This window comes from Desulfolutivibrio sulfodismutans DSM 3696, assembly GCF_013376455.1.
In the GTDB taxonomy this organism is placed as follows: Bacteria; Desulfobacterota; Desulfovibrionia; order Desulfovibrionales; family Desulfovibrionaceae; genus Desulfolutivibrio; species Desulfolutivibrio sulfodismutans.
The window spans coordinates 2,653,983-2,679,149 of record NZ_CP045504.1 but is presented as its reverse complement, the minus strand read 5'-3'; the positions used below and the strand labels follow the sequence as shown (position 1 = coordinate 2,679,149).

General features: G+C 62.2%; 16 protein-coding genes and 1 pseudogene. 16 read left to right on the top strand and 1 reads right to left on the bottom strand.

Annotation, left to right across the window (positions count from 1 at the left end):
• Positions 1–2 precede the first annotated feature (2 nt).
• On the top strand, positions 3–965 hold the full coding sequence (locus GD606_RS12285; protein WP_163300334.1) for an ABC transporter ATP-binding protein: 963 nt from the start codon (positions 3–5) through the stop codon (positions 963–965).
• A 178-nt stretch (positions 966–1,143) separates the two neighbouring features.
• Here GD606_RS12285 and GD606_RS12280 read toward each other — a convergent pair.
• Positions 1,144–1,257: pseudogene (locus GD606_RS12280) on the bottom strand (hydrogenase expression/formation protein HypE); the annotation flags it as partial.
• Between the two features lie 79 nt (positions 1,258–1,336).
• Here GD606_RS12280 and GD606_RS12275 point away from each other — a divergent pair.
• From GD606_RS12275 to GD606_RS12205, 15 genes are all read left to right on the top strand, one after another.
• Positions 1,337–1,618 carry a hypothetical protein gene (locus GD606_RS12275; RefSeq protein WP_163300281.1) on the top strand — a complete coding sequence of 94 codons (282 nt, stop codon included), beginning with the start codon at positions 1,337–1,339 and terminating at the stop codon, positions 1,616–1,618.
• 148 nt (positions 1,619–1,766) lie between these two features.
• Positions 1,767–4,835 carry a CHAT domain-containing protein gene (locus tag GD606_RS12270; RefSeq protein WP_163300280.1) on the top strand — a complete coding sequence of 1,023 codons (3,069 nt, stop codon included), beginning with the start codon at positions 1,767–1,769 and terminating at the stop codon, positions 4,833–4,835.
• A 5-nt stretch (positions 4,836–4,840) separates the two neighbouring features.
• Entirely contained in the window at positions 4,841–6,805 is a 1,965-nt protein-coding gene (locus tag GD606_RS12265) for an adenylate/guanylate cyclase domain-containing protein (RefSeq protein ID WP_163300279.1), read from the top strand.
• 14 nt (positions 6,806–6,819) lie between these two features.
• Complete coding sequence (locus tag GD606_RS12260) at positions 6,820–7,407, top strand: hypothetical protein (protein ID WP_176629295.1); 588 nt, start codon at positions 6,820–6,822, stop codon at positions 7,405–7,407.
• Positions 7,408–8,083: 676 nt separating this feature from the next.
• Positions 8,084–8,611: a PsbP-related protein gene (locus GD606_RS12255; RefSeq protein WP_163300277.1), complete on the top strand. Its 528-nt coding sequence runs from the start codon at positions 8,084–8,086 to the stop codon at positions 8,609–8,611.
• Between the two features lie 190 nt (positions 8,612–8,801).
• Positions 8,802–9,932: a DUF6861 domain-containing protein gene (locus tag GD606_RS12250; protein ID WP_163300276.1), complete on the top strand. Its 1,131-nt coding sequence runs from the start codon at positions 8,802–8,804 to the stop codon at positions 9,930–9,932.
• 185 nt (positions 9,933–10,117) lie between these two features.
• Positions 10,118–11,032: a S1 family peptidase gene (locus GD606_RS12245; RefSeq protein WP_163300275.1), complete on the top strand. Its 915-nt coding sequence runs from the start codon at positions 10,118–10,120 to the stop codon at positions 11,030–11,032.
• A 29-nt stretch (positions 11,033–11,061) separates the two neighbouring features.
• Positions 11,062–12,570, top strand: coding sequence for a hypothetical protein (locus tag GD606_RS12240; protein WP_176629294.1), 1,509 nt, complete (start codon positions 11,062–11,064; stop codon positions 12,568–12,570).
• A 401-nt stretch (positions 12,571–12,971) separates the two neighbouring features.
• Positions 12,972–14,033 carry a hypothetical protein gene (locus GD606_RS12235; RefSeq protein WP_163301977.1) on the top strand — a complete coding sequence of 354 codons (1,062 nt, stop codon included), beginning with the start codon at positions 12,972–12,974 and terminating at the stop codon, positions 14,031–14,033.
• Positions 14,034–14,100: 67 nt separating this feature from the next.
• On the top strand, positions 14,101–17,172 hold the full coding sequence (locus GD606_RS12230) for a virulence factor SrfB (RefSeq protein ID WP_163301976.1): 3,072 nt from the start codon (positions 14,101–14,103) through the stop codon (positions 17,170–17,172).
• A gap of 17 nt (positions 17,173–17,189) precedes the next feature.
• Complete coding sequence (locus GD606_RS12225; RefSeq protein WP_163301975.1) at positions 17,190–19,850, top strand: virulence factor SrfC family protein; 2,661 nt, start codon at positions 17,190–17,192, stop codon at positions 19,848–19,850.
• 9 nt (positions 19,851–19,859) lie between these two features.
• A complete protein-coding gene (locus tag GD606_RS12220; RefSeq protein ID WP_163301974.1) occupies positions 19,860–21,071 on the top strand; it encodes a hypothetical protein in 1,212 nt (403 codons plus the stop codon).
• A gap of 24 nt (positions 21,072–21,095) precedes the next feature.
• Positions 21,096–23,093, top strand: a complete 1,998-nt coding sequence (locus GD606_RS12215) for a vWA domain-containing protein (protein WP_246298768.1) — start codon at positions 21,096–21,098, stop codon at positions 23,091–23,093.
• A 105-nt stretch (positions 23,094–23,198) separates the two neighbouring features.
• Entirely contained in the window at positions 23,199–23,933 is a 735-nt protein-coding gene (locus tag GD606_RS12210) for an ABC transporter ATP-binding protein (protein ID WP_176629293.1), read from the top strand.
• An 8-nt stretch (positions 23,934–23,941) separates the two neighbouring features.
• On the top strand, positions 23,942–25,162 hold the full coding sequence (locus GD606_RS12205) for an ABC transporter permease (protein ID WP_163301973.1): 1,221 nt from the start codon (positions 23,942–23,944) through the stop codon (positions 25,160–25,162).
• Positions 25,163–25,167 lie beyond the last annotated feature (5 nt).

The following is a 25,167-nucleotide window of genomic DNA, read 5'->3' as shown; positions in this document are numbered from 1 at the left end:
CCATGTTCCTGGAACTCCGGGCGCTGTGCAAGCGGTACGGCCGGGCCGCCGCCGTGGACCGGCTGGATCTGTCTGTCGGCAAGGGCGAATTCGTGTGCATTCTCGGCCCAAGCGGCTGCGGCAAGACCACCACCATCGGCATGGTGGGCGGCTTTGTCGCCCCCACCCGGGGCCGTATCCTGCTGGACGGCGAGGACGTGACCGGACTGCCCCCCAACGTGCGGCCCACCTGTACCGTGTTTCAGAACTACGCCCTGTTCCCGCACATGAATGTGCTCAAAAATGTGGTCTACGGCCTCAAGTTCCGCAACGTCACGGGCAGGAAGGCCCTCCGGGCCGGAGAGGCCATGCTGGACATGATGGGGCTGTCCGGTCTGGGCGAACGCCGGGTGACCGACTTAAGCGGCGGCGAGCAGCAACGCGTGGCCTTGGCCCGGGCGCTTGTCCTGAAGCCCAAGGTGCTTCTTCTGGACGAACCCCTGAGCAACCTGGACGCACGGCTGCGCTTCACCTTGCGCAAGGAGATACGGGATCTGCAGACGCGGCTGGGCATCACCATGCTCTACGTCACCCACGACCAGGAGGAGGCCCTGGGGTTGGCCGACCGTATGGTGGTCATGAACGTCGGCCACATCGAACAGATCGGCGCGCCCGAGGAGGTATACGCCCGTCCGGCCACGCCTTTCGTGGCCCGGTTCCTCGGCCGGGCCAACCTCCTGTGCGGGGAGGAGGGTCGGCTGCTGCTGGTGCGGCCCGAGGACATGCTCCTCTCCCGCCAGGTCGGCCGCTATCGCGGAACCGTGGTTCATCGCCAGTTCAGCGGTCCCCTCACCACCTATTTCGTGGAGGTCGGCCTTCCGCGTCCCCTGGAGGCGGACATGCTCAGCAATTTGGACGAGCGGTACGCTGTGGGCGAGGCGGTGTATGCGGACTGGCGTCGAGACCTGAGCCTCAGCGACGGGTGACGGCCACGGGAGGCCGGGGGCTGCCGCCCGGGCGGTCTGGGGCTTGCCCGTACCTGATATGGCGGCTCGGCAAAGACATCGGCCAGAGCGTTGACGATCACCCCGGGATGGTCTTCGGGGAGCGGGCCGCCGCGACGGTGCACAAGGCCCGCGTATGCGCCGGATGGGGCCTGCCGGGTCAGCAGATGCGCGGCAGTTGTTCGCCCTCCAGCATGGTCAGGAGGCGGGCGCCGCCCAGGCGGGTGGTCAGCACCACCTTGCCGGGGTGGGCGTCGGTGACCGTGCCGATGCGCAGGCCCCGGCGCACAGGGGGTCGACACCACAACACGGCGGGCGCTGAGCGGGCCGGGCTGCTCTGGAACAGCGTGTCCGTGTCCGCGCTGACCTCGGTGCTGTCCATGGGCCTGGCCACCGGCGTGGCCCTGTACTTGGCCCACACCCGGCTGCCGGGCAAACGCCTGATCTTCGGCGTGCTCATGCTTTCCATCATCGCCCCGCCCTTCGTGTCGTCCCTGGTGTACATCATGCTCTTCGGGCGTCGCGGGCTCATCACCCGCCAACTGCTGGGACTCAACATCGACCCCTATGGGTGGCAGGGCGTGGCGCTCATGCAGACGGCCGGGTTCACGGCCATGGCGGCCCCGTCTACCTGAACGTGGCGGAAGGGGCCGCTTCGCCAATTCGAATCTTCCCATGAAACGGTTTTCCGGTTATTATTGACCGGAACTGCGTCATGGCGAACGTGACGAATCTCGAAAAGAACCTGTGGTATGGATGCCCGCCGGATTGTGAGGTGATGCAATGCGCATAGCCCATGGCCATGTGACACGTGCGCTGTGTCTGACGATGATGAGCCTGTTTGTCTTGTGCGGACCGGGCATGGCGGAGAAAAGCATCCCCGAGGCGGATGCCCTCAACGCCAGGGCCTTGAAGCTCAATGACACGGGAAATCATGCCGAAGCCATACGGATTGAAAAGATCGCACTGGAGATGTATAGGACAAGATTCGGACTTGAACATCGGTTTACGGCAACGGCATTGTGCAACCTGGCAAAGTTCTATACGGACAACACGGAGTTTGAAAAAGCTCTCCCACTTTTCGAACAGTCTCTAAGCATCAACGAAGCAGTTCTCGGGAGGGAGCATATTGATACGGCGAGAGTTCTTTCCTTCATGGCAGATTATTATGCCGATATTTTTTTGTACGACAAGGCATTGTACTATGCAGAAAAAGCCCTGTTGATCAGGAAAAAGCATCTTGGAGAGTTACATGACGACGTTTCATACAGCCATGATCTCTTGGCGCATGTTCTAGAGGAGAGTGGAAAATTTTCCCAGGCCAGAGAGGAATATGAAAAAGCTCTCTCTGTAACAGAAAGAATGCATGGAAGAGAAAGCAGTAGAACAATTACGTGCCTTAACAATATGGCGCAATGTTATGGGTACACCGGAGACTACGACACATCATTGAATATATACGAACGTGCGTTGCGTACCGCTGAGATTATACATGGCCATGAGACGGTGAATGTGGCGAATATCCTTGGAAACATGGCGAATGTATATGCATATCTCCAAATATACGACAAAGCCATAGCCCTGAATGAACGGGAACTTGCAATAAAAGAAAAGGCGCGTGGCGGCGACCATCGCGACCTGATGTTTGCGCTTTCGCGACTGGCGGATATTTATAAGGAAATGGGAGAATTTTCCAAATCTTTTGAATACTACGAACGAAATTTGCGCATTTTGACCTCGCGCTATGGCGCATGGAGCATTTATGTAACAGGGGTATTCAATGAAATGTCAATATTGTACAGTATCGTTGGGGATTATGAAATGGCGATTCGATTTGCCATGCATGCACAGCAGAACAGGGAGCTTCTCTACGGGAAAGACTCTCCAAAAACCCGGTCAAAGCTATGGCTGCTCGGCAATATATATCTCAAGATGAAAGACTACCAGAAGGCTGCACTTTATATTGAACAAGGAGACAACAAATTCAGCCTGGTGAATCTGTATGCGGCTACCGGAAAACATGAAAAGGCCCTGGCCATTCTGGATGAAATGCCGGTGCAGTACAATGCCCCTTTGCGGTTTCGCATCTGGCATTCTACCCAGAAAGGCGTGGCGCTTGTGGGGCTGGGACGACGCGCCGAGGGCATCGAACATCTGGCGCGGGCTGTGGAGGACATTGAGGAGCTGCGGACCCGGGTCGTGGCGGATCGCAAGGGGTTTTTCGAGGCGGGGGAGGAGATCCCCCATATCCAGGCCTATCGCGAGCTAATCCGCGTCCTGGTCGAAACGCCCCCGGGGGACGCCGCCGTCCCGGAGGCATGCCGGAAATACGGTACGACTCCCTGGGATGCCGCCTTCAACCTTTCCGAGGCCATCAAGGCCAGGGTGCTGCTCGAATCCATGGCCCGGACGGCAAAAGAGGTCGTTTTCCCCGAGATTCCGCAGGATCTGCGCGAGCGGGAGCGACGTCTGACCAGCCAGTTACGCCAGATGAACAGCAACCTGGAGGTGCGGTACCGCCAGGACCAGGGCGCGTCCGAGGAAATGGACGCCCGGCGGGTCCAACTGACCCGGGAACTGGACCAGCTTGTGGAAGAGCTCCGCGCAAAAAGCCCCCGCTATGCCATCCTGAACTATCCGGCCCCGGTTCGGACCCGGGATCTCCCCCTGGACCAGGACGAGCTGCTGCTTGAATATTCCCTCGGCGAGACAGGGACGACCCTGTTTCTTGTGGGCGGCGGCGGAGTCGAGAAGGTGCTGCATATCCCCGTGGGCAGAGCCGGGCTGGAGCAAAAGGTCGCGGCGTTCATGGAGCCCCTGGTGCAGCGACAGGGCGACGGTTTTTCCCCGGCGGCCGGGAAGGAGCTGTACGATCTGCTGTTGCGGGACGCTGTCGCGTATGCCGGAATGAGCCGGGAGATGGTGATCGTCCCCGACGGCATCCTGGGGGTGGTTCCCTTCGAGGTGCTTGTCGAGTCCGTCGCGGGCGAGGCGGTCCGGTATGCGGGGGATACGCGCTCTTTCCGATACTTTCAGTCCGCAAGCGTGCTCACCTTCGAGCGCACCATGCAGGGAAAACCCGCCCCGAGGCCGCTTTTCGCCATCGGAAACCCTGTTTTCAGCGAAGCGGACGCGCGATATCAGGCTGCCAACCCCGGAGTGGCGGCCAACGGTTCCGCCGCAGCCGGAAAAAGGAGTGGATATCGAGCTCTGGCTTCCAACCGGCAATGGGGCAGCGTGACCCGGCAGGCCGAGGGCGGCGGCGATGAGATCCGCTACGACCCCCTGCCGGAGACGGAGGACGAGGTGAAGTCCATCTCAGCCATTCTGGGTGTTACCCCGCGGCCGCCGGACGTGCTGCTGAACCTGGAGGCCTCCGAGTCCCGGCTCATGATGACGGATCTTGGCAGCTACAGGTTTTTGCATTTCGCAACCCATTCCGATCTGCCGGGAAAGGTGCAGGGGGTGAACGAGCCGTTCATCCTGCTCGGGCAGGTCGACAAACAAGGAACGGACGACGGCTTTCTGACCATGAGCAAGGTGCTCGGCCTCACGTTGCGGGCGGACATGGTCGTCTTGTCGGCTTGCGTGACCGGGCGGGGGAAGGTCATGGAGGGGGAAGGCGTCATGCACTTCGCCCGCGCCTTCCAGCATGCCGGGGCGAAAAGTGTTCTGGTGAGCCTGTGGGAGGTGGCCTCCGACGCCACGGTGGAGTTCATGAGGGTGTTTTATGGCCACATAAAGGCCGGCGATTCCAGATCCCAGGCGTTGCGCAAGACCAGGTCCGAAATCAAGGACCGCTATCCTAACCCGTTTTTCTGGGCGCCGTTCGTCCTGCATGGCGAGGGCTAGTCCCCATGCCAATCCGCCCGACCGCCCCCCCTGCGTCTGAGGGGTTCAATCCCAGGCTCCTGGAATTGCTTCGCGACACGCAGTCTTTGGCCATCGCAACGATCCTCGCCGTCACGCTCGCAGTGGCCCTGGCGGCGACGCATCTCGGCTGGCTGGCGGCCCTCGATGCCTGGTGCCATGACGCCTACCATGTGCTTGCGGGTGATCGATACGAGCCATCCCATACCGTGATCGTATCCCTTGACGACGCGTCCCTTGAGGCCTTCCCCGATACGCCCCTGGTCTTTTGGGGGCCGCTGTACGCCAAGGCCATCTCGGCGCTTGTGGACGCCGGAGCTCTGGTCGTCGCCCTGGATGTCCACATCGGCGTCACTCCGACCCAATGGGCGGGGAGCTTTAAGGCCGACGAAGGCGATCTGCCCCTTTCCCTGCTCGATTACGATCAGCCCTTCGACCTCGCGTTGTCCGGGGGCAAGGTCATCCTGCCAGCGGATCTCACTCGGAATGCGGAAGGGGTGCGACTGCGACTGCCAGCCGGGGAGTATGTGGCGGCCCTGCCCTCGGTGGAAGACGGCGTGGGGGTGACCACCCTGTTGCGCGATGCGGACAATGTCGTGCGGTCCATGGTCTCCGGCTATGTCATGGTCCGAAGCGAGGGCGACCCTGCCTCGCCGGGTATCTGGTGGAGTCTGTCAATGCAGGCGGTGCGGCGGGCCTTTGGCGATGCGGCGTCCGGAGTGGCGGCCGGGATGCCTCCGCACCGCGCCCCGATTGCCTTTTGCGGCCCGCCCGGAACCATCCCGCGGCTGTCTTTCGCCTCCCTGCTCCGGCCGGGGGGCCTGTCCCCCCAGGCGGCGGCGCTTGTCCGGGGCCGGGCGGTCTTCGTGGGGGTTGAGTTCGAAGGCTCCGGTGATCGCCTGCCCACGCCATATTCCTTCGGATTGTTCCGCTCGGGAAAACGGGACATGAGCAATGTGGAGATTCACGCCAACGTTGCGGAAACCCTCCTCGATCCGGCCCGGCTTCAGGTCGCGCCACCATGGCTTGGTGCATTGTTCTGGCTGCCTTTTCTCGTTGCGGCCTGGGGGTTGACCGTGCGCGGCGCCTTGTGGCGGGGAGCCATGGGGGGCTTGCTCCTCGGGTTGGCTGGGTGGTGGGTCGGCCTGGCGTTTTTTTTCTGGGGGATCCTTTTCCCGGTCGCCGGGCTGTTGGTGTGCTTGGCCGGGGCTTTTCTCGGCACGTCGGGACTGCGGTTGACGCGCACGGAGCGAGCCAGGGCCCGCATCCGGAATCTGTTCGGCAGATATGTTTCCGAGCAGGCCCTGGCGCTCATCCTCAAAAACGGCGAGGAACCTCCCCTGGGTGGCGCGGCACGTCCCATCACGGTTCTTTTTTCCGATATCCGGGGATTCACCAAGCTCAGCGAACGACTGTCCCCCGAGCAGACCCTGGCCTTGCTCAACGACTATCTGGAGCAGGCCTGCGAGGTCGTGCAGCGCCATGGCGGGATGATCGACAAATTTATCGGCGACGCCATCATGGTTCTCTTCGGTATGCCCTTTGCTAATGGGAATCATGCCAGGCAGGCCATCCTCGCCGCCCTGGAACTGCGCGACTGCGCCGCGCGGTTTTGCGAGTCCCGGGCCGCCGAGTTCGACGCCAAGGGGCTGGCTCCGTTCCATGTCGGCATCGGTCTGCATACGGGGCATGCCGTCGTGGGGAATATCGGGACGTCCCGGCGCATGGAGTTCACCGCCATCGGCGATACGGTCAACCTTGCCGCACGCCTGGAAAAGCAGTGCAAGCTGCTGGGGTGGTGCATCGTGGCCAGCCGGGCGACCATTCTGGCTGCGGGATCGGGCATCCGTACCGGGGACGAGGTGGACGATCTGGACATCTCGGGACGTCTGGGCACGGTCGATGTGGTGGAAATTTGCGGCCTGGACACGCCGCAGGGGGAAGGCTTGTGATGCGGACAACGCTGTTGTTTCTAATCTTGGTGGTTGCGACACTTGTTCCGGCAGGGGCGCACGCCCAGGTGGCCTGCCTGGCGTCCGATGTTTCCGGGGAGGTGGCCCTCGGGCGTGGACCGTCCGCCAGGGTGAAGTTAACGAAATATCGTAAGATTGTGGAGGGCGACCTGATCCTCCTGATGCCGGGAAGTCGGGTCCGACTGACCTATCTTCCCATGGACATGGCGGAAGACTGGATTGGGCCGGCCACCCTGCGGGCGTCAAGCAAGGGCGCCGTGGACGAGGCCGCCGGAACCTCTCCCGTGGTCACGAGTCTTGGCGCGCGGCGGCTTGGCATTGAGGATTCGACGATTTTGCGCGACCAGCGGGAATTGGTGTCCGGCCAATTTCGGGTGCGGTCCGCCAGCCGCGACGAGCCCCTCGACGCCCGCGGTCTTCGCGCCTTGGACGATCTGCGCGCCCTCTGCCAGCATTTGCGGGCGGTGTCGCCCAGCGGCGACGGCACGGCGGTCATCGTTTACCTGGCGGGCCTGGAGCGGCTCGGGCAGAAGGCGGAGATGGCCAGGATCCTGCGCGAGGTATCCACCGCGGCGCCGTGACCCGCCCCGGGCGCATGCAGGCGTCCAGCACCTGGTTGTTCACGGCGTTGCGTTTGCCAGACGGGCGCAAAGATCGTGCGCCATCCTCGGGAAGACCCCCGATATGATACATGCGGCGTTTGCGTCGACCGCGTTCACTTTTCCTGTTTATTTTTCCCGGCGTATTGAAGGGATGCATCCTGAATGCTGCGCAGCGCTTGGAGATCTATTTTTGTGGTCAAGGGCGGACATCCCTGTCGCGTGGGAATTCTCGTTTCAGTGCTTGTCAATGTGCTGGGCCTTGGTCTAGAAGAGACAAAAATGCAAATAGTTGACATCCGTGTTCTCGCAGGGTCGAGCGGGCATATTGTTGACGGACAAGGTATGGTATCCGGGGCGATTTGCTCGTGGCGGCATCTCTTTTGCGTTGGTCTTGCCTTGCGATGCGGTTTTGCGCATTGATCGTGCCTGTCCCGGAACACAGTCGGGGAGATTTCGTCACAGTTATGAAAAGACGCAGGTTCCCGAGGTCATGAAGCCTCGGGGTCGTGATGTCCGGGGGGGCGCAACGGCGTACCGCAAGCGGCAGCCACGCAACAGGCAAAATCAATGAAAAGCAGGATGGCATGTACTATGCAAAATAGTCATGTCAGCTCGTCCACATTGCGAGTCAAATAATGATGGAAGTACAGGGGCAATGAAAAAAAAACGTGTTCTACCGGCGTTGGTTGCGGTTACAGTGGTATTGCTTGTGGTGTTCACCTATGAATATATCAAAACGGAACGTGTTAGGTTCGTCAGTGATGATGGAAAATATGAGTTTGAATATCCGAGGTCATGGAAGTGTGAGGCTGCGGAAGGAATCGTTACCTTGTACAACGTCGCCAATGTAAACGGATATCCGGAAAATGTGACTGTCGTGAGATCACGGATGGCCCCGGGATGGGAGGCTGGCTTCGAGGAATCCCTGGCCGGGCAGTTCGCGGAATTAAACGGGAAATTCACGATGTTGCAAACCAGGCAGGTGACCATACACGGGAAATCCGTTAAAATATATGTGTATTCCTTGTCGGTGAACGACAAGGTACTCATGAACCAGATTTATATTTTTCAGACGGGCAAGGAGAGCGCCACGGTGGTGACCTGCTCCGCGCTTGAAAAGGAATTTTCAAAAGCAGCAAGTCAGTTCGAGAATATATGTAATTCGTTTGAATTTCAGACATAATATTGTTTTCACCGGGAACTTGCAAAGGCATTGATGGTAGTGTGCCGTCAATAGTCTGATAGTATTCTAAAGGCTCGTCGCATGATATCGGTTTTATTGTAATGATGTCCTTAATATGCAGCGATATCTTGGGGAAGGTGAAGGCGTGAGTAAGTTTCGGTAAAATTTTATGCGAGAGGGGATTCCTGCCATGACGCTGTACAAAAGTAGACTTTCGTTTGTAATCTATGTTTTGCTTGTACCAATTGTGTTATTCGGATGCGGGAGCAGGTATGGAAAACAAATTACGACCGTAAAGTACTACCAGGAATGCTACAGGCCCATAGACGATCTGCGCAAGGCAGAAAAGCAGTTCGCAACGACCGTGGCTGGTTCCATGGTCGCCGGTGTTGTCGTGGGCGCCCTGGCGGGCGTGATATTGTCCGGCGGCAAACCCCAGGGGGCCGTGGCTGGGGCTTTGGCCGGCGGTCTGGCGGGAACGGTCGCCGGGTACGCCATGGCCAAGCAGATGCAAATCAAGGACGATAACGAACGCATGTCCAGCTACTTGGCCGATCTTGATGGCGATATCTCCGGCCTGGACCGCGTGACCGCCGCCGCCCAGGTGGCCAGAAATTGTTACGATCAGCAGTTTTACGCAGCGGTGGAATCCTTCAAGGAAGGGAAAATGACCCGGGCGGAGCTCGACGAACGGTATCTGGAAATCAAAAACGGGAGCACCGAGGCCGGCATGATCCTGGGGAACGTCATCCAGGGGGCCACCAAAAAAGATCAGCAGTATCAAGAGGCCATCAAGAGCGAGGCCGAGCAGGCCAAGCGACAGGTTCCGGAACCGGTCCTGACACGGCAGGCGGCTAGTCCTGTCATGGTGGCCGAGCTGCCGGAGGAGGATGAGGAGGAAAAAGATGAGCTGCCCACACCGCGGTCCAAATACCGTTCCGTTTCCTCAGCCCCGCAGTCCGGATCGGCGGATCAGACGGCCTCGCTGGAGGAACGGTTCCGAAAAAAACTGGGTTTGTACGGACAATCCTCTCCGGGCAAGTCATCCGTTGACGTGGCCAGCGCCGAAACGCCCGTTAAGACCGGCGGCAAGAAATCCAAGACTTCATCGAAGCCCGCGAAGTCGGCGGCCGCTCCCGCGAGCAGCGCTCCTGCCGAATCCGGCAAGATTCAGGTCGCCGACACGGGTGACAAGCTGACCGACATGAGCACCCGCAAGGCCAAGTTCGCCGAGAGCGTCAAGGGCGCCGTGGAGGAGAAAGCGGAGATCGAAAAAGCCGAGGCCGAACGTCAGAAAACGTTGGCCCAGTTGCTTGGATAGGTTGGCAAGCCGATACCTCACGGATATTATTCCGCAAGCGGCATCGATGTCGATGCCGCAACGCAGGGGCGCACGCGAGGTGATCCATCCCGCCCCCCGGACTCTGTAGGACATGGGCTGGGGGGCAGGGTGACGCCGTAAGCGGGATCGCGCAACATTTTGACCAAAAGCGACAGGTGCGCCGCATGACCACTCTCCGTATCCTTGTGTCCCGCGCCGTGGCGAAGCTCCGCTACAGGCCTGGGGCGTGGAGCGTTGCCGCCTTGGGGCTGGCGCTCATCGGGGCTGCGCTCACCGTTGAGGCCGTCCCCTCTTCCGCCGCACAGCCTTCCCAAGAGACGGCCGACGTCCTGGAGCATGACATCCAAATGCTTGAGGCGTTGCGGGGCGAATCGCCCTGCGCCATCCGGGAAGCACTGGGCCGCAGGGCCGCCACGTTCCGCCGCGTCCAGGCCGACGGCTCCCAGGGCGGCAACGCCGTCATTGAGGCGGCGACGGTCATGGTCCTGGTCCTTGAGCCCGAGCTTGTCCTGGGAACCGGTTTCTTCGTGACGCCAGACACGCTGGTCACCAACTATCATGTGGCCGGGAAGTCCGAGAGCGTGATCGTCATCAGCAAGGGCGTCGCCCGTCCCGTCGTCGGCAAGGTCATTGCCGCCACCGCCGCCGACGGCAGGGATTACGCCATCGTCCGGGTCGAACCCCAGGAGGCCGCCACCGCGTCGCTGCCCTTGTGCCCCCGGGTCGATAAGACGGAAAAGGTGGGAACGTGGGGATTTCCCGGGGTGATCAGCCGCGAAGACCCGAAGTTTATAAAACTCATGGAAGGGGATATGACCGCTGTTCCCGAGGCGGTCTACAGCGAGGGCGTGGTCAACGTCGTCCACGAGACGACGCCGCCGCAGATCCTGCACACCGCCGTCACGTCCCATGGCAACAGCGGCGGTCCCCTTGTCAATGCCGCAGGCTGCGTCGTCGGGATCAATACGTACATCCAGGAAGACGACATGTCGTATCGGCAGACGAGCGTCGCACTCGGGGCCGGTGATCTGGCCGACTTTCTGATATCCAAGGGCGTTTCACCTTCTCTTTCACGCTGACCGGGATCCACTCCAAAGGGCAATGCGACATGAATGGGACGCTGATCGCCTCGACGAATCGTGGAGACATGCATCCCCTGGCCTACCAGGGGATTCTCGTCACGGATTGCCACCACCAGATTGTCAATGTTCTGCGCAGCCGTCTGGGCGACACCCATGTGCTGCTGTTTGCCGAACCGGTGTTTGATCCGGGCATGGACGTCGTGGACTGGTATTCGCCGGTCCAGGGGACTCCCGCTAGGCTGGTCGATCTGCCAGCCGCCCAGCAGGAACAGGTGCGGGGCGCTTTGATCAAGATGGCGGCGGAAATCCGGACCCAAACCCAAAGGATGAAAGACACGGGGGACAGCAAACGCCTCGTCGCCGGGAATATCATCGAACTGGCCCTGAACTATCCAAGCGACGGGTGCATCTATCTTGTGGGCGAACAGCCGGTGCTCGTCTGCTGGGGCTTCGGCCCGGCCACATCCGGGGCCAAGCCCCAGGATCTGGCCCGCCTGGCCCCTGCGGCGACAGTGCGCGAGGTACGGGAACGTCCTGCCGTGATCGAACCCCAGGCCCCGGCTGGGAAGCCGGAATCACCTTCGATCACGGCGCCCGATGAACCGGCAGCCGAATCGCCAACGCCGCCGTCCGCCGGGAGCCCTCCCACCCCTCCCCTCGACCGGCCTTCACCCCCGGCCCAGTCGGGCGGATTCGGCTGGTTGCGCTGGGTGCTGGCCCTTCTCGGCCTGCTTTTGCTGCTTTTTATGCTGCTGCCAGGCGGTCGGGGCATGTTCGGCCACATGGCGGCCTTCGGCCTCGGAGGGGGGCTCTGGCAGATCCTGTTCTGGGTTGTGGCTGCTGGGCTGCTGCTTTTGGCCGTGTTCGGCTTCCTGGCCTCCTGGCTGCGTTGGCTTGGGATTTTGCTCGGCCTGGGCCTTCTGGCCTTTCTGCTCTGGCTGCTTTTTCAGGGCTTTTGGGATTGGAAGGGACTTTGGTCCGGCAAAGGTTCGGTCGGCGTTCCCGCCGTGATGGAGGCTGCGCCGGGTGGGGCCGTTGCCCCGAATGCGGCGGACGGGGAGCTTGCCGCGTTGCGGGAGAAGCGCGACGCCCTTGTGACGGAACTCGAAGGCAAGGCGGCCCAGTGCGACACCCCTGCTCCATCCGCAGAGTCGGCCACGCCGCAAAACGAACTCCAACTGCCTGTGGATGCCCCGGCAGGCTCCCCGCTGGGTTTTCTGGAGGGCGGTTGGCGGTGCGATTCGGATCTCTCCACGCCGAAGGATCCGGTCATCGTGGATTACACCTTTCTGGAAAGCGGCAATGGGCGCATCACCGTCACCACGTCCCAGAAGACCTGCACCGCGAAGGCCCAGGCCAGCATGCAGGAATCCGGGTCGCTTCTGATCGAAACCGAGGAGTCGATCCCCTGCTCGTCGGGAAGCCCCATCGACGGTCAACGGGTGGAATGCGTCGGTAAGGGGGAGCAGACCACTTGCGAGGGGATGAATGTGACCTCCAAGGGCAGGTGGACGGCCAGGTTCATGAAATTTTGAACAACGACGGGTGTCGAAGGGCGAGCATGAGGATACTGCAAAGAGCGTCTGGCATTGGCTGCCTGGTGGTGATGGTTGGCCTGGTGGTTTTCTCGGGACGCGGCTTGGCCGCCGAGGCCCCAGAACCCTTGCGCAATCGGCAGGAGGCACCCGACGAGGCCTCGACGCCCGACCCCGGGAGCCCTCCCGGGACGGTTCGGCAGGGGAATACCACGGCCACGGGGACGGGGGGCTCGCAGGACTCGACGGTGATCGTCACCCCGCCCGTCGGCGTTGTGCCCGTGATTCCCGTCCCTGGCGACCCTGTGATTCCCGCCCCGGAGGATCCCGTGGGGAAGTCGCCTGCGGACGTTGTCGTGCCTGGAGACAAAATTGCCCCGGATGTGGTGGTTCCCGGCGTCGTGGACAAGGACGCCACGAAGGCGGCTCGGCCTACGGACGTGCCTGGTGGGGAAGGCGTGCTGCCGGTCGACCGCGTCGTGCCGGGCGCCACGGTTGTTCCCACGGACAAGACCGGGGAGAAGGCCGCGCCCGGGGCGGCCATCCCGCCGCCGACCGGGGAGGCCGGGGATGTGACGGCGACCGGAACCGGCGGAAACCAGAAAACGGATATCAACATTGCTCCGCCGGTGGTTGGTGTTCCGCCCGTCGTGACGGTGCCAGGCGTCCCGGTGGTCACGCCCGGTTCCGAAAAGGCGGTGGAGGTTCCCGGCGAACCGGTACAGGTCGCGCCTGGGTCCAAGGTGCTTGATGAGGCGGGTCGGCCGGTGGATCTCGCTCCGGGCAGGATGGTCGTTTTGCCCAACGGAGGCAAGATCGTCGATGAACAGGGGAAAACGAGCGTGGTGCCGCCTGGCGGCCGCGTGTTGCTTCCCGGGCGGATCATGACGCCAGGGGATTTCTTGCCCAAGGCTGAGGGTGATGCCAAGGCAGCCCAAGAGGGCAAGAAAAAGGCGGAGACGCCGCCAGCCGATTCCAAGCCGACCCCTCCCGCGGAGCCGACCCAGAAAAAGAAGCCGGGGTCCACGGAGAAACCCGAAAAACCAGCTCAGGCCCCAAAAAGTGAGGCCAAGCCCAAAAAAGGCGACCCTTTCAAGGTTCCCATGTCCGCCTGCGAGAAACAGACGCTGGATTTCCTGGCGGGATGCTGGCGGGGGGAGGTGGGCCTGTCCGACAAGAGCAAGGTGAACATCCAGCTGTGTTTTGACGCAAATGGTGTCGGGAGGCGGGTCGACCGGTATACACGCGACGGCAAGCGCTGTTCCGGAGCTTCAACGGCGCGGTGGGAGAAGGGGAGAATTTCCTTTTCATTCGATACGCTGTATTGTTCAAATGGAGAAGCTGGGACGGATATCCCTGTGGTCTGCGAGGGCTGCGGGGAGGATACAAAATGCATCGGGTCGATCTATGTGAAGAACAAGGGCATGGTCGCCAAATCGAATTTCAGGATTGTTCGGGAGTGAGGTGTAGGGGGAGGCCGTCACGCCGTGAGGTTTTGTTTCGGGCCAGATAACGTGCGAAGGGATACTCATGAAGGAAATGCCATCCTATAAATCTCCAGTCAGCCTTATTCCCGGCGGGTGCCTGCAATATCTTGATTTCTCCATGGATGTGGCGCGCGTAGAGAAGCTTGCCCGTTTTTTTCGGGAGGAGCGGCGTCAGGACGGCCAGGAGCAGGGACGCCACCGGAATGTGCTGTTCTGTCTGACCCAGGATGAGGACGGCTGCTTCGTCGACATGGCCACGGGCAAGGCCTGCGATTACGACTATGAGGTGAAGGCCAAAAAGACCATTGATATCTGGCTTGACCAGTGGATACCTATACCGGTGTTGCGCACCCGGGACCAGAAGTGGCCCGACGGCGGTGGCCGCTTCGAGCTTGGCCCGAGCAACTGGGCGCGCTGCCGCATGATGCGTTCGGCGGATAACCCCGAGGTGCTGCGGCTGGTGGTCGTGTTCGACGTCACCGTGGAGGAGCCGCCGGAAAAAGTGGAGCAGTATTTCGCCCTCTCGCCCCAGGATGTCGAGGCCCACGCCACGTTCAAGGTGGCGTGGCATGTGCGCGACAACGCCTGGTTCCTCAACAGTCCCTGGGTTGACGAGTGGATTTTCGAACTGTGGACCCGCTGGTTGGAGAGGGTCCGGAAAAAGAACCAGGAGTCGGACTACGCCCTGGAATACCTCGCCAACTATCTTGTCATCCTGGAGGTGGTCCGCACGGCCATGCAGGATCTTGCCGTGCAGGTCATCAACCCCAAGCGCGACAACCCCATCGATGTGGATTTCATCCTGGACATCGGCAATTCCAGGACGAGCGGAATCCTGGTGGAGACCCTGCCCCCCCGGATCACCAACCTCAACGACAGCTATCTGCTGCAGTTGCGTGACTTGAGCGATCCCCAGTCCGTGTACACCGATCCCTTCGAGACGCGCGTGGAGTTCGTGGAGGTCGGCTTCGGCAACGACGTCCTTTCCCGGCGGTCGGGACGGCGGACCCCGGCGTTTTGCTGGCCGTCGTCGGTCAGGGTGGGCCCTGAGGCTTGCCGTTTGTCCACCCACGCCGTGTGCGCCGAGGGCACGACGGGCATGTCCAGTCCCAAACGCTATCTTTGGGACGAACGTCCCTGGCAGCAGAGTTGGCGGTACAATACGGGCGGCGGCCCCGAACCTCTGGTCACCAAGGGGCTTTTGCCCCGGCGCGTCAACCGGGAGGGCACCCCCCTGCTCTGCGAGGACGACCCGCTTTTCAAGCGCAATCCCTTGCTGCGGGCTCAGGAAATGGAGATCGCCTTCGAGTCCCTGTTTACCCGCAGTTCGCTGATGATGTTTCTACTGGTGGAGATTCTGGCCCACGCCCTGACCACCATCAACTCGCCTGCCCAGCGGGCCCGGCGGGATCTGCCCAACGTGCCGCGCCGGTTGCGGCGGGTGATCTTCACCGTGCCCTCGGGCATGCCCATCGCCGAGCAGCGCATCTACCGACGCTGGGTGTCCTGGGCGGTGCGCGTGTTGTGGGACGCCATGGGCTGGCAGGATTTCTACGTGGACGAACGGCAGCGTCGCGCGCCGTCCCATTCCGACTACCGGCTCAATCCCCAGGTGCGCTGCAACTGGGACGAGGCCACCTGCACCCAGATCGTCTATCTGTTCAACGAACTGACCCGAAAATTCCATGGCGACGCCCACCACCTGTTCGGGCTGGTCGGCAAGTCCAGGGCGGAGGCCGACAACCGCCCCAGCCTGCGCGTGGCGGCGGTGGATATCGGCGGCGGTACGACGGACCTGTCCATCACCACATTCATCCTGGACAGCGACAAGGGGTCGAGTACCCGAATCCGGCCGCAGATCGAATTCCGCGACGGTTTCAGCATCGCCGGCGACGACATCCTGCGCGAAATAGTGATCCAGCATGTCCTGCCGGCCATCGGCGACGCTGCCTCCCGGACGGACAGCCGCAGCGGCAAGGCGGTCCTGGCCAAACTGTTCGGGCGGGAAGGCATGGACAAGACCCAGCAGGATCGCAACCGCCGGGCCTTGTTCGTGCGGCAGGTGGCCGCTCCCTTGGCCCTGTCCCTGCTTGGGGTCTATGAACAGGCGGACCTGCTGGAGGGCAGCGGCGGGGCCGTGTATTCCCTGCGCGACTTTTTCCGGCATCCCGATGAAGTGGTCGGGGGCGAACCCGAGACCCCCGGCAGCGCGGCCCTGGTCCGCCATGCCTGGCCCAGCCAGTCCGTGATCGACTATGTGGAGGAGGGGGTGCGCAGGCTCGCCCCGGGCAGCGAGTTTCGCCTGATGGATGTGAGCATCCGCATCGACCCGCGCCAGATCGACCGCACCATCCGGGAGGCCGTGGGCCGCCCCCTGTCCAACCTGTGCGAGGTGATCCAGGTCTACGACTGCGACGTGCTGCTTCTGACCGGTCGGCCGAGTCGGTGGCCCGCGATCATCTCCACCGTGTACGCCAAACTGCCGACGCCCCCGTCCAGAGTCATTCCCATGTGCCGCTACCGTGTGGGGCCCTGGTATCCCTTCGCCGATCCCTTCGGCAACATCACCGACCCGAAGACCACGGTGGTGGTGGGCGCCATTCTGTGCGCCCTGGCCGAGGGTCATCTGGAGGGGTTTTCCTTCGATACCGCCAGCCTCACCCTGCGGTCCACGGCGCGTTTCATCGGGGAAATGGAAATGCAGACCGGACAGCTCAAGACGGACAAGGTCTGGTTTACGGTCAATCTTGACGATGTGGGCGAGCAGGAGCTTGAACGGGAGGTTATGTTCGCGGGCCCGATCACCGTGGGCTTCCGCCAACTCGACGTCGAGCGTTGGACCACCTCCCGGTTCTACGTCATCGACTTCGCCACGGAGGACGCCAGGCGCAAGGCCTCCGGGAAGCTCCCCTACACCTTGTCCCTGAACTACCGGTTGGCCGAGCTCGATGACGCCCCGGATGCCCAGCGCGATGAGGGCGAGATGGAAATCAAGGAAATCACTGATCGGGCTGGTGCGGGGGTCAGTCGCCGCGACGTGGATGTCCGGCTGCAAACCCTGCCCCTGGATGAAGGCTACTGGCTCGATACCGGTATCGTCTATCACGCCGTTTGATCAGATCGGAGACGAACATGGATGCAGACCTCAACGTCAGGCTTGGCGAACGGTGCGAGGGGCTTGCCGGGGCTGTTCAGCAGGCCGCCGCCTGGGTCCGGGACAACCGGGAACTGGTGCGCGGGGAGCACGATGGCTTGCTGGCCGAATTGCGGCGTACCGGGCGTTTTTTCCGGCGATGCCGCACGGCGGCTACCCGCAAGATGTGCGTCGGGGTATTCGGCCCGAGCCAGGCCGGAAAGTCGTACCTGATATCGGCCCTGGCCCGCGACGCCAACGATACCCTCCTGGCGGACTTCAGCGGGGAGACCCACGATTTTGTGCGGGAGATCAATCCCATCGGCGGCAAGGAATCCACGGGGCTGGTGACCCGCTTCACCATGACCAGGCCGGGGCCGCTGCCGGAGGGCTTCCCGGTCCAGGTCCGCCTGCTCTCGGAAACGGATCTGGTGAAGGTTTTCGCCAACACCTATTATGCGGATTGCGAGCATGATGATGTGCCGGACGCAAAGGCCATCGAACAGGAATTGGATGCCCTTGAGAAAAAGGTATTGCCTGTCGGCGGCAAAATATCGCTGGATGATTTTGAAGAGCTGCAGGAATATCTGCTAAAAAATTTCAAATCCAAGACGCGGGTGCAGGAATTACTTCGCAGCTATTGGCCTCGCGCCTTGGAAATAGGCCCCCGGCTCGGCGTCAAGGATCGGCTTCGCCTGTACAGCCTGATTTGGGATAAGGTCGAAGATTTTGACAAGGCGCTCGAAAAGCTTGTGACCGCTTTGGAGGGCCTTGGGCATCCGGAATACGCGTATTGTCCCCTGTCGGCCCTTATCCCTCGGGAAAAAAGCATCATTGACGTGGCCATGCTCGACGGACTGGGCGCTCCATCCATGGAGGACAGCATTACGGTCGTGACGCTGGAGGGAAACAGGGCGGATCTTCCCCGGTCGGTCGTGACCGCCCTAACTGCGGAACTGGCCATCGTGATGCGCGAAAAGCCCGACGAATATTTCACCCATACGGACCTGCTCGATTTTCCGGGGTATCGAGCCAGATACAACTACCAGCATGTCCGCATGGAACTGAAGAAAGAGGGCACGCTGAAGGAGTTGTTTCTGCGTGGAAAGGTCGCCTACCTGTTTCAGAGGTATTGCACCGAGCGGGAATTGACGAGCATGCTGTTATGCATCGCTCCGGGCCCGCAGGAAGTGCAGGATTTGCCGGGAGTCATCAACGACTGGGTTTGTTCCACGCATGGAGAAACGCCGCAACGCCGCCTGGGGAAACCCGTCTCCCTCTTTTTCGTGCTCACCAAGTGCGACGAGGAGTTCGGGGAAAAGATGGGAGACTCCAGCATTGAGAAACGCTGGGACATCCGGTTGGAAGCCTCACTTATCCAGTTTTTTGGTCGCCAGCATGACTGGCCGAACGACTGGGACGGGAAGAGGAATTTTGACAACGTATTTTTGTTGCGCAATCCGAACTTTATTTTTGATAAGGTACTGGAATATAATGCAAACAGGCGGGAGATAGGCATCCGCCCCGAGAAAATGCCCTTTGTCGAGCAGATGCGGGATTCCTTTTTTCAGAGTGCGGCGGTGGCCAGCCATTTTTCCGATCCACATGCCGCCTGGGACGCCGTAATGACGTTCAATGACGGCGGCATCGGATTGATTCGTGAGAGGCTGCGCCCCATCTGCAATCCAGAACTCAAGCGGCAGCAGATCGAATCATCCCTTGTCGAGCGCCTGGAACGGCTCGTCACCAGGTTGTCTGCCTATTGGAAAAGCGACGACAAGGCGGAGGTGCGCAAGCAGAAGGACGATCTTGGCACACGGTTGGTTCGCATCTTTGCCGAAATGATCCAGCACCAGCGGTTCGGGGAATTTTTGTGCAGGCTTTGCATTCAGGATCATGACCTTCACGCCATGTATTACGACGCCAAACGCGACATGATGCGTATGGAGGCCGAGGAGACCGCGCCCCATGCCCCCGTCCCCTCCGTCGTGGGGATGACGACGGCGGCCGGAGACATCCTCAACGACGTTCTTGGCATCAAGCTTGATCCCGCGCCCCAGGCGGCGGAGTCCATGGACGCTGCGTCCCCGGCCCCGCCCCTGGACGAGACGGCCTCTTTTGCGTCCCGGATCGAGGGCTATTGGTGCCAACGGCTGCGCGAACTTTCGGACGATCCCGTCCTGCAGCAGTATTTCGGCCTTCCCCAGAAGGAGTTTGGGGATTTCGTGGGCGAACTCATCCAGGGCGCGGCCCGCCTCGGCCTGCGGGCGGGCATGGAGGAAGCCATGCGCAAGGCCGCCGCCTACGCCGACATCGACATGGAGCGCGTCGTCTGGAAGCAGTCCTCCCTGGCGGCGGGTAGCCTCAACGCCTTTCTCGACTGGCTGGGTTGCAACCCCCGCTTGCGATCAGAGGCCGAACGCACGCTTCTGGTACGCGGCCGAAACGTCACGGTGTTCAGCCCGCCCCCTCCGGTCGCGGTCTCTCCGCACTTAAGCGACGAACTGGGTGTCCTGGAGCAGAAATGGTACCGGGACTGGCTGATGGCCCTTCTGGCATGCATCAGCGCCAATGTGGATTTCGATGGGAAAACGACGGTGAATGTCGAACAAAACAGGATCCTGGGCGACATCATCAGGGTCTTTGCGCCGCAGACCTAGGGAGATGCAGTGAAAGTCACCTATGGAAACGACACGTCAAAGGGCCCCGGAAACGGCATTTTTTTCGTCCGACAATCCGGCTTCGATCCGGACGTTTCGTGCCAGTTCACCGTGCAGCGTTCCAGCGACAAGAAGTGCCTGAGCCCGGGCGGCTGGCTGGATTGTGAGACCCACCTTTCCCCGGTGGCCGTAACCCGGCAGGACGACGCCCTGCTGGTGTGCGTGGCCAGCGATGTGGTTGACCAGCTCGATGAACTGGAGGTTTACCGCCTGACCCTTTTCGCCCCGGACGGAACCAAGGACTCCGGCGCGCTGCATGTCTCGGGCGTGGTCTATTCAAGCCTCCAGGGCGGCGGCGCGGTATCCGCCATCCCGGAGCCGGTGTCCCGGCCGCCAGAACCGATCAAGCCGCCCGCTCCGGAGCAGACCGAAATCACACCTGTGGTGCAGGAGGTTCTCCCGCCGGTGGTGGAAACGCCGCCGCCGGTGACGGACACGGACGGTCCCGCTGCCGTGACGGGAGGCAGAATCCCCCGCTGGGTGTGGATCCTGGTCGCGATCATCGTTCTGCTCGGGGGACTCGCCGTGTGGTATGCGCTGTCCCACAGGGGGACGCCGGGCGGCGAACCCGCCACGGAAGCCGCTCCGGCGGCCATGTCCGATCCGGAAAAAAACGCCGGGACGCCGCAGCCGGAACCCGCCGCCGAGCCGGAGAAGCCAGCCGCGATTCCGCAGGCGGAACCGGCCGCCGAGCCGACGCCGACGCCCGCGCCCGAAGATCTCGCGCCGGAAAAGGCCCCCCCCCCTGCTCCCGAAAAGGGCGAGCCCGCCGGACAGAAGGCGGATGAGCAACCGCCGCTTGCCAGGGCCAGGGCGTTTTTGCGCGAGAAGGGCCCGGCGGACAAGGCCTTGGAGTTGAGCCGGAGCATGCCGGAAACCCCGGACGGGCGCGACGCGGCGTTTCTTCTGCTGGAGGCGGCGGCGGAAGGGGGGCTTGGCGAAGCCATGGCGGACCTGGCCAGGTATTACGACCCGACCGATCCCACGCAGAAGGGGACCATCGCCAAAGATCCCGAGCAGGCCCTGTTCTGGTATTCCCAGGCCAAGGCGGCCGGACGCGCCGACATCCAGGGCGCCCTCGACGCCCTTTTGGCCTGGCTGCGCCAGGAGGCGGAGAAAGGCAGCGCCCAGGCCCGGGAGATTCTCTCCCGCATGCGTTAATCCGTCCCCAAAGGAGCCGTGTCCATGTATTCGACCCTGCGCAACGTCATCGTGCTGGCGGCCATCTGCCTCGTTGCCGTCGCAGCCCAGGCGGCCGAGAGGCAACCCCTGTTGCAGGAGGGGAAAAAGACCCTTTTTCAGCGAGTGGTCACCCATCCCGGCGCGCAGATTTACGCAGGCCCCGAGGATGGCGCCCAGGTCGTGAAACCCAACGTCAAGACGTTCACAGTGATGTACGTTTACGGCAGGCAAGGCTCACGGCTGGAGGTCGGCGTGGCATCCAACGCCGCCGAAGGATGGGTCGAGGCCGCCTCGGTCACGGTCTGGCCCCAGGCCATCACCATGCTCTTCACGGAGAGAACCAGCCGCAGTCCGGTTCTTTTTTTCAAGGACCACGATTCCCTCGTGGCCACCTGCACGGACGAGAAGCTTGATGCCCGGGTGCGTCAGTTTCTCGACGCCCTGCGGGCCGGGAAAAGCGGACAGCCCGTCCTCCAGGATCTCCCGGTGATCGCGGCCGAACCATCGGATGAAGAGGGCGCCGTCTCGCGCAACAGGTTCTATCTGATGCCGGTTTTACAGGTGGACAACCAGTTTCAGGGGACGAAGCTGGTGGAGGTGGCGTCCATCGACCCTGGAACCGGCGGTGGCGCAAAAGGGGTGGCCACAGGTCCCCTGAAGCCAAAAAACGCCCAGTCCCAGGAGTTGAGCACCGCAATCGCCTTCGTCATCGACACCACCATCTCCATGCGTCCCTACATCGAGCAGGCCTTGACCGTGGTGCGAAACATCTACGATGCCCTGGAGAAAAGCCCCAATAAAGACAAGGTGGCCTTTGCCGTCGTGGCCTTTCGCAACAGCACCGAGGCCTCGCCTGGATTGGAATACACCAGCAAGCTGGTCAGTGATTTCAAAACGGTCACGGATCGCGAGAGTCTGGAGCAGGCCCTGGCCGCCGTGCGCGAGGCCACGTCCTCCAGCCACTCTTACGATGAGGATTCCATGGCCGGGATCAAGGCCGCCGTGGACTCCCTTTCCTGGAAGAATTATGCCTCCAGGGTCATGCTCCTGGTGTCCGACGCCGGCCCCCTGGCCGGAAGCGACAAATATTCCTCCACGCACATGGACCCCTCCGAGGTCGCCGACTATCTGCGGGCCAACAACATCTGGCTGACGGCCATGCATGTGAAATCGCCCAAGGGCCAAAAAAACCATCCCTACGCGGAAAAAGCCTACAAGTCCCTGGCCAGGATGAGCGATGGGACCGTCAGCTACCTTGCCATCAACGCGGCTACGCCCCAAAGCGGCGCCGCCCAGTTCGAAAAGGTCGGCAAGGCCCTGGCCACGGGATATATGGGGCTGGTCACGGCTACCGCCGAGGGCAAGATGCTCCAGAAACCCGCCGAACAGCCCAAGTCGGAGGATCCCGAAGAGCAGGCCAGACAACTTGCGCAGATCAGCGGCTACGCCATGCAACTGGAATTTCTGGGGAGCAGGCGGCAAAACCAGGCCCCCGGCGTGGTCAGCGCCTGGATCTCCGATACGGATCTGATCGCCCTGGCCGGGAACGTCGCCAATCCCCCCCTGTCTGCCTATCCGGCGGTCCTTTTGACCAAAAACCAACTCAGCGACCTGTCCAAACGGCTCAAGATCATTCTCGACGAGGCCACGGCCTCCATGCGGCTCGGCTCGACCGGTTTCTTCCAAAGCATCATCTCGGCGGCCGCGCAGATGACCCGGGATCCCTCCAAGTTCAGCAGCGCCCCGGGGCTGAATCTGTCCCAGACCGGGGTGCTCGGCGAATACCTCGACGGGTTGCCGTACACGAGCGATATCATTTCCATGACGGAATCGGATTGGTACGCCAAGACCGTTGGCGAGCAGACGCAGATCATCAACAAGCTGCGTTCCCGCGTGGCCCGGTATGACGAATATGACAAGGATCGGGCCAACTGGGAAAGCTTCGGGTCGCCCAATCCCGGCGACTGGGTCTATCGGGTTCCCCTGACGGCCTTGCCCTGATCCGGCAGACATGCCCGTCTGGAGGCCAACTGGAGGATTTTTGCGGGGCGTCGCTGCATTCGCACCGCTGCTGCGTCGCAACCGGCATCAGGAGGAAAGGTGGGCATGGCCGAAGGCGAGCACCCCGTATACCGCATCCGCAATCTGCAGCTGACCCGTTCCACGGGGCCAGGGTATAGCCTGTGCATCCCGAGTCTGGATATTGCCGCTGGCGACCGGGTGGCCATCACCGGGGCCAGCGGCTGCGGCAAGAGCACGGCCCTTGATTTGCTGGGCATGGTGCTGCGGCCGGACGGGGCCGATGCGTTTTCCTTCGCCCCGAGCGGCATGGCCGAGGAGGACTTGGCCGCCTGCTGGAGAATGGACAGGCGGGACCGCCTGGCCCGGCTCCGGCAGCGGCATATGGGGTATGTCCTCCAGACCGGGGGGCTTTTGCCCTTTCTCACCGTCTTTGAAAATATCGAGCTTCCCGCCCGGGCCCTGAATCTTCCCGGCCGTCGGGATCATATTCACCGGCTTGCCCGGGAGATGGGCATCGAGCGGCTGTTGCAGGCCAGGCCGGAGCAGCTCTCCATCGGCGAACGGCAACGCGTGGCCATTGGCCGCGCCCTGGCCTCGCGTCCCGATGTCCTGTTGGCCGACGAACCGACCGCGTCCCTCGATCCCGAACACGCCCGGGTGGTCATGGACCTGCTTTTCGAGGCGGCCGAACACTACGCCGTGACCCTCATCCTGGTGACCCACTCCTCGGACATGGTCCGGTCGGGGGGACTCACGGAGCGCCGCATGCAGGTCTCCCCACGTGGGGACGGCTCGGTGGTCGCGGTCTTGGAGGAGTGAACCGGGTTATGCGGGGAATTCTCATCGCGTCGCATCTGGCGCTCAAGGATTTTTTCCACGAGCAGCTCATGTCCGCATGTGCGGTGTTGTCGTTGGCGAGCATTCTCTTGCCCTTGCTGGTGCTCGCGGGGGTGCGCCACGGCGTGGTCAGCGCCTTGAAGGAGCGCCTGCTGCGTGATCCGACGATCCTGAGCGTCCTGCCCGCCGGCAGCGCCGGGGGCTATGCAGCGCAGTGGATCAAGACGCTGGGCGGGCATCCTGCGGCGGCGTTCGTCATCCCGCGCACGCGCGACATCGCGGCGACCATCCAGCTCGAAAGCACCCAGGCGGGTGGAACGCAACGCGTGACGGTGGACATGGAGCCTACGGCGGTCGGCGACCCCCTCCTGGACAAATTCCGGGCCGCCATCCCGGGCCGTGACCAAGTGGCGATATCGGCTTCGGTCGCCCGCAAGCTGTCGATCGGGGTCGGCGACCGGATCACCGGACGGCTTGGCCGCAAGCTTTCCAGCGGCAAGCTGGAGACGGCGGCCTTGTCCTTCGATGTCGTGGCGGTCCTGCCCCTGGAGGCCCAGGACAAGGACGTGGTCTATATGGAACTGGCGTTGCTTGAAGACGCGGAAAACTATCGGGACGGGATCGCCGTTCCCGAGCGAGGGTTCATGGGCGATCCGCCCTCCGCCACGCCGCGCGTGTATGGCGGGTTCCGTCTGTACGCCAGGGATCTGGACGGGGTGGCCGCCCTGCGGGATCATCTTGAGGCCATGCATGTCGAAGTCATGACCCGGGCCAGGGAGATCCAGGCCGTCAAGGCCCTGGACCATTCCCTGACCGTGGTCTTTTCCCTGATTGTGGCCAGCGCCGCCGCAGGGTTCATGGCCTCCACGTCGAGCAGCGTATTGGCCTCGGTGCGCCGCAAGGACAAATATCTGGCCATGGTCCGGCTTTTGGGATTTCAAAGCGTCGCGGTGCGGATTTTTCCCCTGGTCCAGTCCCTGCTGACCGCCGTGCTCGGCTGCCTGGCGGCCGGGGCGGCGTATGCCATCGTCGGCCGGATCATCGATGCGTTTTTCTCCCAGTCCCTGTATGGGGAGGCCGTATGCAGCCTGCCCGGGGAACATCTGGCGGCGGCGTTCGGGGCCATCGTGCTGCTGTCTCTGCTGTCGTCGGTCCAGGCCTCCATGCGGGCCGCGCGCATCGACCCCGCCGAGGTTCTCCGGGAGATGTGATGTCC